At 71.2% G+C, this 12,812-nt stretch carries 10 protein-coding genes; 4 read left to right on the forward strand and 6 right to left on the reverse strand.

Features of this window, described 5'->3' with window-relative positions; all coding sequences use genetic code 11:
* Positions 1-8: 8 nt before the first annotated feature.
* The gene (locus PZC42_RS07315; RefSeq protein ID WP_277209552.1) at positions 9-245 is read right to left on the reverse strand and encodes a hypothetical protein; all 237 of its coding nucleotides are present in this window, start codon (positions 243-245) and stop codon (positions 9-11) included.
* A gap of 188 nt (positions 246-433) precedes the next feature.
* The gene (locus PZC42_RS07320) at positions 434-2,872 is read right to left on the reverse strand and encodes a hypothetical protein (protein ID WP_277209553.1); all 2,439 of its coding nucleotides are present in this window, start codon (positions 2,870-2,872) and stop codon (positions 434-436) included.
* 265 nt (positions 2,873-3,137) lie between these two features.
* Between PZC42_RS07320 and PZC42_RS07325 the strand changes: the two genes are divergently transcribed.
* Positions 3,138-6,476: an efflux RND transporter permease subunit gene (locus tag PZC42_RS07325; protein WP_277209554.1), complete on the forward strand. Its 3,339-nt coding sequence runs from the start codon at positions 3,138-3,140 to the stop codon at positions 6,474-6,476.
* A 212-nt stretch (positions 6,477-6,688) separates the two neighbouring features.
* Positions 6,689-7,531, forward strand: a complete 843-nt coding sequence (locus PZC42_RS07330; protein WP_277209555.1) for a Bax inhibitor-1/YccA family protein — start codon at positions 6,689-6,691, stop codon at positions 7,529-7,531.
* Positions 7,532-7,628: 97 nt separating this feature from the next.
* On the opposite strand, the gene PZC42_RS07335 is transcribed toward PZC42_RS07330, so the two are convergent.
* From PZC42_RS07335 to PZC42_RS07350, 4 genes are all read right to left on the reverse strand, one after another.
* Positions 7,629-8,285: a hypothetical protein gene (locus PZC42_RS07335; RefSeq protein ID WP_277209556.1), complete on the reverse strand. Its 657-nt coding sequence runs from the start codon at positions 8,283-8,285 to the stop codon at positions 7,629-7,631.
* Positions 8,282-8,878, reverse strand: a complete 597-nt coding sequence (locus PZC42_RS07340) for a TetR/AcrR family transcriptional regulator (RefSeq protein ID WP_277209557.1) — start codon at positions 8,876-8,878, stop codon at positions 8,282-8,284. Before PZC42_RS07340 ends, PZC42_RS07335 begins: the two co-directional genes overlap by 4 nt.
* The gene (locus PZC42_RS07345; protein WP_277209558.1) at positions 8,871-9,731 is read right to left on the reverse strand and encodes an alpha/beta fold hydrolase; all 861 of its coding nucleotides are present in this window, start codon (positions 9,729-9,731) and stop codon (positions 8,871-8,873) included. Before PZC42_RS07345 ends, PZC42_RS07340 begins: the two co-directional genes overlap by 8 nt.
* 68 nt (positions 9,732-9,799) lie before the next feature.
* A complete protein-coding gene (locus tag PZC42_RS07350; protein WP_277209559.1) occupies positions 9,800-11,716 on the reverse strand; it encodes a glycoside hydrolase family 15 protein in 1,917 nt (638 codons plus the stop codon).
* 164 nt (positions 11,717-11,880) lie between these two features.
* Between PZC42_RS07350 and PZC42_RS07355 the strand changes: the two genes are divergently transcribed.
* Together PZC42_RS07355 and PZC42_RS07360 are read left to right on the forward strand one after the other, a co-directional pair.
* Positions 11,881-12,309: a YciI family protein gene (locus tag PZC42_RS07355; protein ID WP_277209560.1), complete on the forward strand. Its 429-nt coding sequence runs from the start codon at positions 11,881-11,883 to the stop codon at positions 12,307-12,309.
* A 62-nt stretch (positions 12,310-12,371) separates the two neighbouring features.
* Positions 12,372-12,794: a YciI family protein gene (locus PZC42_RS07360; RefSeq protein ID WP_277209561.1), complete on the forward strand. Its 423-nt coding sequence runs from the start codon at positions 12,372-12,374 to the stop codon at positions 12,792-12,794.
* The last annotated feature ends 18 nt before the right edge of the window (positions 12,795-12,812 follow it).

Raw genomic sequence — 12,812 nt, forward strand, 5'->3', positions numbered from 1 at the left:
CGAGGGGGTCAGCGCAGTCCGAGCGGATGGATCTGGGCGGCGTTGTCACGCTGGAGCTCGTCGGCGGTGCGGCGGTGGTCGTGGGCGGCGCGTGCGCCGACGAGGGTCGCGGGCGGCACGGTGCGACGTGCCCTCGCGGACGTCATCCGGGCGCCGATCGCGACGAGTGTGCGGAGCGGGCGGTTGACGACCCGGTCCAGGAGCTGGAGATCGGGGTGGGCCGGGGCGGTGACGGCGATCAGCATGGCTGGCTCCTGACGGTGAGTGGCTGACGAGCTCGGGAACGATCACCAACATACCCTTGCAAAGAAGCCTTTGCAAGGGTCTCTTTGCCAACTAGTCGCCAGTGGGTCGCCTGCGGACACGACGCAGGCCCGTGCTCGACGACGGAGCTTCCGTCGTCGGGCACGGGCCCGGTGGGGACGAGGACTGGTCAGTGTCGGCGTCGCAGGCGCACTCCCGCCCAGGTCAGCGCCGTGCCGACCAGGACGAGGACCGCCGTGAGGGGCAGCAGCACGCCACTCTCGAACCCGGTACGAGGGAGCGTCGAGGTGGTCGCCTCGTACGTCGGGCCAGAGCCGGTGCGGTTCGGGACGTCACCCAGGGGAACGGCGCCCGGGGCTGGTCCGGACGGGCCGGGGCTTTCGTCGTTGTTCCCGTCCTCATCGTTGTCCGACGACGACGGCGGGCCGGCCGGGCCCGGGTTGGACGACGGCGGGACGGCCGGGTCCGGGTCGGGTGCCGCGACCTCCTGGAACGTCCCCCCGCCAAGCCATGTGGTCGGGGTGTCGTCGGTGGCCAGGGTGGTGACCTCGTCCGTGTCCTGGGATGCTGCGGGGAGCGTCGTGGCCGCGAAGCGTGCGGAGTCGACGGTGTCGGGGAGCCGGGGATGCTCCTCCTCGAACCGTTCCGCAGACATCGACTCGCGGGGCGCCTCGTCGAAGATGACCCCACCCGTGATCTCGAGGAACCACTCCTGCTCACCGTGCGTCCACTCGTAGCGGTAGAGGGGCGTCTCCAGGCGTTCCATGTACTCGTCGTAGACCGTCTGCGGGTCCCACTGCGTGCGCGCCGGCCAGTCGGAGACGTCGCCCGAGCCGATGACGTCGTGGAACGCCCCGGGCCGTTCGGCGTCGCGGGCCTTGATCCACTCGGCGGCAACCCGCGCGGTGTACACGCGGCGCAGGTCGGCGTACTGCGGGTCGTTGTTCACCGCCTCTTCGAGGATCGGGGCGTAGGTGTCCGCGAGGAGCTCGTTGTTCCGGTCGACCACGTCCTGCGGGGCGTCGTCGCAGAGCCCGCCGCCCGGGAACTCGTAGTCGAGGTCCGCCGATTCGATCTGCGCCCGCAAGGGGGCGTCGAGGATGTACAGCTCGTCGCCGTCCTCGCGAACGGTCGCGGGCGTCGGGTCCACCCAGAACCGGTAGGGGTCGAGACAGACGAGCCCGTCGTCCGTGCGCTCCAGGGACTCCCAGAACTCAGGGCCGACCTCGCTGTCCGGGTCCATCTGGTCGGCGATGGTGCGCTTGAAGGCCAGGTCCGCCTCCAGCAGCACACGGCCGGCATCCGTCGTGGCGAACTGCTCGTCGATGATCGTCTCGGGCTCGTCCGGGTTGAGGTTGACCCAGAACTGGCCCGGATCGAGCGCGAGCCAGGTGTTGAGCGCGTCGGACGACAGGTGGAGCGCTGCCTCGCCGCCGAACCCGGGCTCGGCGTCCTCGGGGAGCTCGTCCGCCGCGAAGGAGTACGCGAAGTCGTCGTTCCCCGGGTCGTCCGAGACGTAGCGCAGCTCGAGCGAGCGCCAGTCGATGCCGTGGAACCTCATCGGCGGGTACGCGCGCGGTGAGTTCTGCCCCATGAGTCTGCCGGCATTGGCGATCTCGCGCGCCTTCTGCGGGCTCACCCCTGAGTTCCTCGAGTAGTCGTACAGCGGGCTCACGGTGCGCTGCGAGGACGGCGAGAGCGACCAGGGGTGTTGCCGGGGGTTGGTCGGCAGACCGCGCGCCTTGTGGACGGAGTAGGTCCCACCTGCCTGGCGCACCTGGTTCCGCGCTGCAGCCGTGGGCTTGCTACCGAAGACCTGGTGCGGCCGATACCCGGCGCGCCCGTCGGCCCTCAGCCGCTGCGCCTGCTCGGCGCTGAGCCGGTTCCCCGTCGTGACGCGGACGGTCTGCTTCGTCTTGTCGTTGCGGGCGTCGGGAGGGTTGCGGTCGTTCGCGTGCTGGTTCAGGTCGGGGCACATCCAGTCGGAGAGGTCCTCGCTGAACGGCAGGTACTGCATCGCGGACAGCCCGAACCTGTAGTTGCGGGCCGACTCCTGCAGGTAGGAGCCGTACACCTCCTTCCACTCGTCCCAGAAGAGCGGCTCGTCCGGTGGTTCACCGGTGCCGTCCCACTCCTCGATCTCCAGGTCCTTCAGCACCTTGTACGTCTTGTAGGACCACTGGAAGTGCTGTGACGAACCAGGTGCAGACTCTGCCCACTCGTCGACGATCCGGTCGAACTGCTCGTCGTGGACCTCCGCCATGTCCTCGATGAGGGCCCAGTCCTCGTCGTACGTGAAGTCCTCGCCCACGGTCTCGGGTGGGGCGTCGTCCGACCCGGGGTCGGGCCACTCGTCGATCGCCCCGTCGTCCTCGTCCTTGAGCTCGCCGTCGATCTCGTCCCAGACCTCCGTGCACCAGTCGTTCATCACCGCGTACGGGTTGGCCTGTGCGGCCGGTGCGGTCAGCACGGGTGCCGCGCCGAGTCCGACCACGACGGCGGTCGCGGTCGTCAGCGCCACGGAGCGGCGGCGCCGCCGGGAGCGTTCCCACCGGCGTTCCTCGCCAGTGGACTCGGGCTTCTCGGGCGGATGTTCAGGCGATGTCACGACGGCCCCCCGGCGCCTTGAGTGGTGTCCTGGACTGCGAGTTCGGCCCGCCGAACTCTTGATCGTTGCACGACCGTGACCAAACCTACACAAGACAGGTGCCCCGGGCTAGGGATTTGGCCACCTGAGTTGCTTCAGGCGATCGAAGCTGTTCGCCGGTGATCCCACGGCGGGCCACAGGCGGGGAACCGACCCGCCGTACGCTCCGTTGACCAGCCGTACGATGCCGCCGTCGTGCTCCTCCCCGCCGCCCCCAGGAGTGTGTGTGTTCCGCCTTGCCCGCCTGTCCCTGGCCAACCGTGCTGTCGTGGCGCTCGCGACGATCGCGATCTTCGCCTTCGGCACGCTCAGCCTGACGTCCCTCAAGCAGGAGCTCATCCCGTCGCTCGAGTTCCCGGCGGGCGCCATCGTGGCCGTCTACCCCGGCGCGTCGCCCGAGGTCGTCGAGCAGAACGTCACCGCGCCGCTCGAGGCCGCGGCGCAGACGGTCGACGGCATCGAGTCGCTCAGCTCGACGGCGTCCACCGGCATGTCGCTGACCTCCGTGGAGTTCGAGTACGGCACCGACATGGCCGCCGCGACGCAGCGCCTCACCACCGCGGTCACGCGCACCCAGTCGCAGCTGCCCCAGGACGTGGAGCCGCAGGTCATCACCGGTTCGCTCGACGACCTGCCCGTCATCCAGCTCGCCGTGGCCGGGTCCGAGGAGGTCGCGGGCCTCGCGGACGACGTCGACACGATCCTCGTGCCCGAGCTCGAGCGGATCGCCGACGTGCGCTCCGTGGCCGTCACCGGCGGGCAGACCGACCAGGTCCTCATCGAGGTCGACCCCGCCGAGCTGGCCGCCGACGGCCTCGAGCTCTCCCAGGTGACCGACGTCCTGGCGGACTACGGCGTGGTGGTCCCGGCGGGCACCGTCACCGAGGACGGCGCGACGTACTCCCTTCAGGCCGGCACCCGCGTGGAGAGCCTCGAGGACCTCGAGGAGATCCCGCTCGTCCCGTCGGCCACCGACCTCGGCGCGGGCGGCGTCGGGGAGGCCTCCGGCACCGACGGCGCCGCGGGGGACGACGGCGCCACCGCACCCGGCGGCGCAGCGGACGTGCCGCCGTCGGGCACCGAGGCCCAGCCGGGCGCCGACGGCGAGACGATCATCCCGGGCGCGGACGAGCTGCTGCCCGACGCCAACGCGCCGCCGGAGCTGCCGGAGCCCGTGCTGCTCGGCGACGTCGCCGAGATCACCGTCGCCCCCACCGAGGCCGACTCCTTCTCGCGGCTGGACGGCGAGCCGTCGCTGGGCATCGCCATCACCAAGACCCCGCAGGGGAACACCGTCGACGTCTCGCACGCGGTGCAGCAGGTCATCGAGGACAACGCGGCCGAGCTCGACGCCGCCGGGATCAGCACCGCCGTCGTGTTCGACCAGGCGCCGTTCATCGAGGAGTCCATCGAGGGCCTGGCGAGCGAGGGCGGCCTGGGGCTGATCTTCGCGATCCTCATCATCCTGGTGTTCCTGCTGTCCGTGCGCTCGACGCTGGTCTCCGCCGTGTCGATCCCGCTGTCCCTGGCCACCGCGTTCCTGGTCATGGACATCACCGGCTACACGCTCAACATCCTCACCCTCGCCGCGCTGACCATCTCCATCGGCCGCGTGGTCGACGACGCGATCGTCGTCATCGAGAACATCAAGAGACACCTGTCCTACGGCGAGGACAAGCGGCAGGCGATCCTCACCGCCGTCGGGGAGGTCGCCGGGGCGATCTCCTCCTCCACCATCTGCACCGTGGCGGTGTTCCTGCCGCTCGGTCTGGTCTCCGGCATGACCGGTGAGCTGTTCCGGCCGTTCGCGTTCACCGTCGCCATCGCCATGCTCGCCTCCCTGCTGGTGGCGCTGACCATCGTGCCGGTGCTCGCCTACTGGTTCGTCAAGGCTCCCCAGGGCTCCGAGACGACACAGGACGGCGGCGCCTCGATCCGCGAGGCCGCCGAGGCCAAGGAGCGCCGCGGGCTGTGGCAGCGCGCCTACGTGCCCAGCCTCGCCGCGTCCCTGCGGCACCCGTGGATCTCGCTGGTGGTCGCCGTGGGCATCCTCGCCGGCACGCTCGCCCTCGTGCCACGCCTGGAGACCAACTTCATCGGGGACTCCGGCCAGGACACCGTCACCGTCACCCAGTCCTTCACCGACACCGCGTCGCTCGAGGCGCAGGACGACGCCGCGCGTGACATGGAGGAGGCGCTCGGCGGCGTCGAGGGGATCGAGACCGTCCAGACGTCGGTGGGTGCCGGCGACGCCGCGGAGGCCGCGTTCTTCGGCGGCGGCTCGACGCCGACCGCGACCTTCTCGATCACGCTGGACGGCGAGACCGACCCCCTCGCGGTCCAGGCCGACATCCGCGAGGTGGCCGAGGGGCTCGCGGGCGAGGGCCCCACGACGGAGGTCAGCGTGGCCGGTGGCGACTCCGGCTTCGGGTCCACCACGATCGACCTGGTGGTCCGCGCGCACGACACCGACGACCTGTCCACGGCCGCGGCGGCGGCGCACGACGCGGTGTCAGGGCTCGACGGCGTCGCGGAGGTCACCAACGACCTGGCCTCGGCGCAGCCGGTCCTGCAGGTCACGGTGGACCGGGCGGCGGCGGCCGAGGCGGGCCTGACCGAGACCCTGGTCGCCGGCGTCGTCTCCGGCACCATGAACCCGGAGCAGGCCGTCGGCGAGGTGGACCTCGGCGACGGACCGGTGGACGCCGTCGTCGTCACGGGGGAGGCACCGCAGACGGTCGCGGAGGTCGAGGAGATCGAGATCCCGACCCCCACCGGGATGGTGCCGCTGACGGACGTCGCCTCGGTCGACGAGGTCGAGACGCCGACGTCGATCAGCCGTGTCGATGGTGAGCGCTCGGCCACCGTGTCGATCACCCCGGAGAGCCAGGACATCGGCACGCTGAGCGCCGAGGTCGCCGCCGCCGTCGACGGGCTCGACCTGCCGCCCGGGGTCACCGTGGAGATCGGCGGCGTGGCCGCGGACCAGGAGGAGGCGTTCGCCGACCTCGGGATGGCGCTGCTCGCCGCGATCGCGATCGTCTACCTGATCATGGTCGCGACGTTCAAGTCGCTGGTGCAGCCGCTCATCCTGCTGGTCTCCGTGCCGCTGTCCGCGACCGGTGCGCTCATCGCGCTGCTGGTCACGAACACCCCCTTGGGGGTCCCGGCGATCATCGGCGTGCTGATGCTGGTCGGCATCGTCGTGTCCAACGCCATCGTGCTCATCGACCTCATCAACCAGTACCGGTTGCGGGGGAAGTCCCTGGACGAGGCGGTGCGCGAGGGGGCTCGCAAGCGGTTGCGCCCCATCGTCATGACGGCGCTGGCGACCATCTGTGCGCTGACCCCCATGGCCGTCGGGGTCACCGGCGGCGGGGCGTTCATCTCCCAGCCGCTGGCCCTGGTGGTGATCGGTGGGCTCGTCTCCTCGACCGTGCTGACCCTGCTCATCGTCCCGGTGCTGTACGTGCTGGTCGAGGGGCGCAAGGACCGCCGGGCGGCCCGCCACGAACGCTGGGTCGCCCAGCGGGAGGCGAAGCAGGCCGAGCGGCAGGAGAGCTGATGGTCGAGTCGGTGCTCTGCGGCCGGGTCGGCACACATCCGTGCCGACCTGGCCGCGCCGTGCCGAACTGATTCGGAGAACGTCACAGATCGGCCGGGAACCTGCCGACCGGGTCGCGCGTTGCTTAGGATGATGGCCACGGCCAGCGACCCGGCCCTGCTCGCGCGACGACCCGTCGTCGGGCACCCGGCAGCCGCGACCAGGAGGAGCTCATGAGCAACCCCGTCTTCTCGAACAGCGCCGTCTTCGGCGAGCCGCGCCGCGGTGCCCAGGGCAAGGGGGGGACCGCGACCGCGCCGTCCCCGTACACCCAGTACGGCACCTCGGGCGCCCAGGCCACCGACGCCGCGTCGCTGCAGAACATGTACAACGCGCCGTCGGCCGGCCCGGTCGACACACAGCGCCTGACCTATACCGACGTCATCATGAAGACCGCAGGGCTGTTCGCGCTGCTGGTCGTGGTGGCTGCGGCGAGTTGGTCGCTCACTGAGGCGTTCCCGGGAGTGTGGGTCTTCGGCATGATCGTCGGGCTCGTGCTCGGCCTGGTCAACGCCTTCAAGAAGAACCCGAGCCCGGTGCTCATCACGCTCTACGCGATCGCGCAGGGCGTGTTCCTGGGCGGGATCTCCAAGATGTTCGAGACGATGGCTGACGGCATCGTCCTGCAGGCGGTCCTCGCGACGCTGTCCGTGTTCGCCGTCTCGCTGGCGCTGTTCAGCTCCGGCAAGGTGCGCGTCACCCCGAAGTTCACGCGCTGGCTGCTGATCTCGATGGTCGGCTACCTGGTCTTCTCGCTCGTCAACGTCGTCCTGGTCTGGACCAACGTTCTCCAAGGCTGGGGCATGCGCGGCGGAACGCTCGGCATCCTCATCGGCCTGTTCGCCGTCGGTCTGGCCGCGGCGATGCTGATGGTCGACTTCGACTCCATCAAGCGCGGTGTCGAGGGCGGGGCCCCCGCCAAGTTTGCCTGGTCGGCGGCCTTCGGCCTGATGGTCACGCTCATCTGGATGTACCTGGAGATCCTGCGTCTGCTCGCGATCCTGCGCGGCGACTGACCGGCTCCCTCCACGACGGCCGGGCACCTCGACGAGGTGCCCGGCCGTCGTCGTCCCGCGAGGGAGCCCCAGACCACGCGGGGTAGCGGGAACCGCCTCAGCGAGCGGGGGAGAGGCGGGTCGCCGCCCACCCGAGCAGCAGCATCCCGACCGCGAGCAGCACCCCGTGCGCGATCCGCAGCCCGGGTCCACCCCAGAACTGCGGCAGCAGGGTGACGAGCCCGGCGGCCAGCGGGACGCCGGCCCAGCGCGGTGAGGACCCGGCGCGCCACAGCGCGACGGCGGTGAGCACGCCGGCCGCCGCGACGAGCAGCAGCCCGACGCCGAACAGGGCCACCGCGGCGGGCTTCAGGCGCAGGGACTCGACGTCGGTCACGAGCGCGAGGTGGCCGTCACGCAGCGCCGCCTCGGCGAGGGTGCGGACCCCGAAGGTCTCGGCGCCGAAGTAGAGCGCCGACGTGCCGGCGCCGGCCCAGGCCGTCACGACGGCCGCCGTCGCCGCACCGGCACCGGCGCGCCCGGCCTCGCCGTCCGGCCGGGCCACCAGGGCGCGCAGGCCCAGGAGGGTCGGCGCCAGCAGCCCGAGCCCGAGGATCCCGCACAGGTGTGCCAGCACCCAGCGGTCCGAGGCGAAGGCCTCGGCGAGCGCTGCCGTGGCGACGGTCTCGTCGGGCCATGGGCGTAGGAGGGGGAAGAGCAGGAAGGCGGCCGCGGACGTGACGGCCGCGAGGGTGGTCCAGCGCTGGGTGCTCATCGAGACTCCTGGGGGACGAGGGCGGCGATACCGGCGACGAGCATGGTCACGAGGGCTTCGAAGCTGCGGTCCAGGTCCTGCGGCATCCGGAACCCTCCGCCGAGCTCGAGGGCGACGAAGCCGTGCACGGCGGACCGGGCGGCCCGGACGGCGTCGATCACGCCGTCGTCCGGCAGGTCGAAGCCGCGCAGCGCGGCGACGGCGACGGCGACGCTCTCGGCGGCGGCCTCACGGTGCTCGGCCTGTGCCGGGTCGTCGGGGTCGGGGCTGACCTGGGTGGCGGCGTACCGGCCGGGGTGCTCCTGGGCGTAGGAGCGCCAGGCGTGGGCGAGTGCACGCACGGCATCGGGCCCGGACCGGCCGACGGTCGCGCGGGAGCCGGCGGCCGTCAGCTCGCGCACGGCACGGGTCGCGACCTCGCGGCGTAGCGCCGCCAGGGAGCCCACGTGCTTGTACAGGCTGGGTGTGGCCACGCCTGCCCGGGACGCGACCTGGGCGAGGGTGAGACCGGCGAAGCCGTCAGCACCGCCGGCGTCCACGACGTCGAGCGCGAGGCGCGCGACCGCGTCCCGGGAGAGCCCGGCCCTAGGCACGGGCGTCTCCGGTCGCCGGCAGCCCGCGCAGGAAGCTGAGCACGGCCGGGACCACGACGTCGGGCGTCTGGTGCTGCGGGTAGTGGCCGGCGTCGGGCACCAGCAGGCCGTCCGCCCCGATCGCCTTCTGCACCCGGGCGAGCTCGGCCGCCGGGTCGGCGAAGTCCGGGTCCAGGGCTCCGACGACGGCGAGCGACGGCGCCTGGACCGCGGTGAGGCGCTCCTCGACGACGCGGTGGTCGAGGGCGACGGCCAGGTCTCGGAAGGAGCGCAGGTGCGCCGGGTCGGCCATCGCGGCGCGGATTGCGGCGACGTGGTCGGCGTGCCGGGGTGAGCGCCGGCCCTTGCTGATCGACGAGTAGTAGCCGGCCCAGACCGCGGCGCCCCACGGGCGCGCGAACAGCAGCCGGTAGGCGGCGCGGAGCAGCCGTTGCTTGGCCGGAGTGAGCGTCTCGCGCAGGAACGGGCTGAGCAGGACGAGGCCGCGCACGAGGTCGGGTCGTTCGGCGGCGGCCCAGACGGCGGCCGACGCGCCCATCGAGTTGCCCAGCAGAACCGCCGGGCCTGAGTCGAGGTGCTCGACGAGCGCGAGCAGGTCGGCGCCGGTGGCGTCGTCACCGTGCGCGGTGAAGGTGGTGTCGGACTCGCCGTGGCCGCGCAGGTCGGCGACCACGACGCGCCACCCGGCCTCCGCGAGGGCCGGGGTGACGTCGTCGTACGTGGAACGGAGGTCGCCCATGCCGGGGACGGCGACGAGCAGAGGTGCGTCGGCGGCGCCGCCCGTGTCGGTGTACGCGAGGCGGCCCTCGGGGCGCTGGAGGAAGTGGGTCCCCGAGCCATGGGTTGTCTGCATAGCTCACAGGCTATGCCTATTAGCCAACGGTGGCAAGGGGCGCCCCACCCGGGCAGGTCACACTGCGCTCACGCCCCCCGCGGGGTGCGGAACGACCGGTGGTCCGTGGGCTCCTCCTCGGCGCGGATCACGTGCATCACGGCGTTGATGAGCGCCAGGTGGGTGAACGCCTGCGGGAAGTTGCCCAGGTGCCGGCCGGTGCGCGGGTCGATCTCCTCGGCGTACAGGTTCAGCGACGAGGCGAACGACAGCAGCCGCTCGCACAGGGTGCGGGCCTGGTCGACCTCACCGATCTCGCACAGCGCGCTGACGAGCCAGAACGAGCAGATGGTGAACGTCCCCTCCTCGCCCTGCAGACCGTCGTCGGTCTCGTCGGTCCGGTAGCGCAGCACCAGACCCTCCTCGGTGAGCTCGTCGGCGATGGCCAGCACCGTGGCACGCACGCGCTCGTCGTCCGGCGGGAGGAAGCGCAGCAGCGGCACCAGCAGGAGCGACGCGTCGAGCGCGTCGTCACCGTAGCGCTGGGTGAACACGCCACGCTCGTCGATGCCCTTGCTGCAGATGTCCGCGTGGATCTCGTCCGCGAGCTTCTGCCACTGCTCGGCGAAGTCCGGCTCGTCGTAGAGGCGGGCGAGGCGCGCACCACGATCGAGCGCGACCCAGCACATGAGCTTGGACGAGGTGAAGTGCTGCGGCTCGCCGCGCACCTCCCAGATGCCCCGGTCCGGCAGGTGCCAGTGGTTGGCCGCCTCCTCGACCTGCCGCTTGAGCACCGGCCACAGGGCCTCCGGGAGCTGCTCACGGTTGCGTGTGTGCAGGTACACCGAGTCGAGCACAGCGCCCCAGACGTCGTGCTGGCTCTGGTTGTACGCGGCGTTGCCGACCCGGACCGGCCGGGCACCCTCGTACCCCGACAGGTGCGACAGCTCGGACTCGGTGAGACGCTCCTCACCTCCCACGCCGTACATGATCTGCAGCTGCTTGTTGTCCTGGCAGGCGTCCTGGATGAACGCGAAGAAGTCGTTGGCCTCACGGTCCAGGCCGAGCGTGTACAGGCCCCACAGGGCGAACGTCGAGTCCCGGATCCATGCATAGCGGTAGTCCCAGTTGCGTTCGCCGCCGGGGGTCTCGGGCAACGACGTCGTCGCGGCGGCCAGCAGGGCACCCGACGGCGCGTAGGTCAGCCCCTTGAGCGTGAGCGCGGAGCGCTGCAAGAAGATGCGCCACGGGTGGTCGGGGAAGGATCCCTGCGTGATCCAGTCGCGCCAGAACTGCTCGGTGCGCCACATCTTCTCCACCGCCTCCTCCCACGTCGTGGGAGCGGGCAGCGGGGACCAGGCGAGCGCGACGAAGTGGGTGTCACCCTCCTCGAGCCGGGTGCGCGCCTGGGCACGCTGGCCCTCGATCCCGAAGCGGAGGCTGGAGCTGAGCCGCAGGTCCGGGTTCTTGCCGCCCATGCGGGCCACGACCGACGAGTAGCCGTCGTCCAGGTAGTCCCACTCGGGCTCCGCGCGCGCGTAGTCGGGCTTGGGGGCGCAGACCACCTCGAGGTCGACCGTCCCCGAGACGCACTTCACCGTGCGGAGCAGGATGTGCTCGGCATCGTGGTCGGTGGGCGTGCGGCGGTGCGTCTGCGAGCGCTCGTCGAGGTTGTGCCACGGGCCCATGACCATCGCGTCACGGACCACGAGCCAGCCGGTCGAGGTCTGCCACGTGGTCTCGAGGATGAGCGTCCCGGGCAGGTAGCGGCGGGCCACCGGGACACGGGCGCCGTGCGGGCCGACGCGGAACACGCCCGCCCCCCGGTCGAGGATCGCCGAGAAGACGCTCGGGGAGTCCGGCCGGGGCAGGCACATCCACTCGATCGCCCCGCTGGGGGCGACCAGGGCGTTGGTCTCGCAGTCGGACAGGAAGGCGTACTCCGCGATGGACGGGAACGAGCTGCGGCCGTCGGTGCGGGGTGCTGCCTGGGTATCGAGCGTCATGGGTCCAGGGTGCGACGTGCGGGGGGCCGCGCGCCACTTCCTGTCCCTGTGGGACGGAAGATTCACACACTTGTGACGTGACCTGTCGATCCACGGGTTTCCCGTTCGACCTGGTGGTGAGAAGGTCCCACACGGGGGCCACCGCATCACGGGAGATGAAGATCATGGCGAAGTACATGCTGATCATGCGCAGCACCGACGAGGCCGAGGCGGCGTTCGCGGAGTCCGGGGTCGACTTCGAGGAGATGCTCGCGACGATGGGTCGCTTCAACAACGAGATGATCGAGGCCGGCGTGCTGGTCGCCGCCGAGGGGCTCGAGGAGGCCGACAAGGGCGTCGTCGTCGACTACTCCACCGAAGAGCCCACGGTCACGGACGGGCCGTACGGCGAGACCAAGGAGCTGTTCAACGGCTTCTGGATCCTCGAGGTCCCCACCATCGACGACGCCGTCGCGTGGGCGAAGAAGGCGCCGCTGTCCGGCCCCGGCATGAAGGCCGAGATCCGCCGCGTCCCGACGATCGACGAGTTCCCGGCGGACAACGAGTGGATCCAGGCCGAGCGCGCCTGGCGCGAGCGCACCGGCCAGCTCTGAGCCGCACCCGTCGACACCACGACACGAGCACGATCGACCGCACGAGCGAAGAGGACAGCACCATGCCGAAGTACATGCTGATCATGCGCAGCACCGACGAGGGCAAGGCCGACTACGAGGCGATGGACTTCAGCGAGGTCATCGCCGCGATGGGCCGCTACAACGAGTCGATGATGGACGCCGGGGTCCTGACGGCGGGTGAAGGGCTCGCCGACGCCTCCGAGGGCGCCGTCGTCGACTTCTCCACCGACACCCCGGTGGTCACGGACGGGCCGTACGGCGAGACCAAGGAGCTGTTCAACGGCTTCTGGATCCTGGACGTGTCCTCGCAGGCCGAGGCGGTCGAGTGGGCCAAGCGTGCCCCGCTCAGTGGCCCGGGCACGAAGCTCGAGGTCCGCCGGGTCCACGGTGAGGACGACTTCCCTGCCGACAACGAGTGGATCCAGAAGGAGAAGGAGTGGCGCAAGGAGCTCGGGACCGAGTGAGCGGCGCAGGCGAGGTGC

Origin of the sequence: Isoptericola croceus, from assembly GCF_029382255.1 — a bacterium.
Lineage (GTDB): Bacteria > Actinomycetota > Actinomycetes > Actinomycetales > Cellulomonadaceae > Isoptericola > Isoptericola croceus.

What these genes read in the sequence shown, in the direction of transcription:
- PZC42_RS07315 (WP_277209552.1), bottom strand. Translation starts at nt 245, where the DNA reads ATGCTGATCGCCGTCACCGCCCCGGCCCACCCCGATCTCCAGCTCCTG.
- PZC42_RS07330 (WP_277209555.1), top strand. Translation starts at nt 6,689, where the DNA reads ATGAGCAACCCCGTCTTCTCGAACAGCGCCGTCTTCGGCGAGCCGCGC.
- PZC42_RS07335 (WP_277209556.1), bottom strand. Translation starts at nt 8,285, where the DNA reads ATGAGCACCCAGCGCTGGACCACCCTCGCGGCCGTCACGTCCGCGGCC.
- PZC42_RS07345 (WP_277209558.1), bottom strand. Translation starts at nt 9,731, where the DNA reads ATGCAGACAACCCATGGCTCGGGGACCCACTTCCTCCAGCGCCCCGAG.
- PZC42_RS07350 (WP_277209559.1), bottom strand. Translation starts at nt 11,716, where the DNA reads ATGACGCTCGATACCCAGGCAGCACCCCGCACCGACGGCCGCAGCTCG.
- PZC42_RS07355 (WP_277209560.1), top strand. Translation starts at nt 11,881, where the DNA reads ATGGCGAAGTACATGCTGATCATGCGCAGCACCGACGAGGCCGAGGCG.
- PZC42_RS07360 (WP_277209561.1), top strand. Translation starts at nt 12,372, where the DNA reads ATGCCGAAGTACATGCTGATCATGCGCAGCACCGACGAGGGCAAGGCC.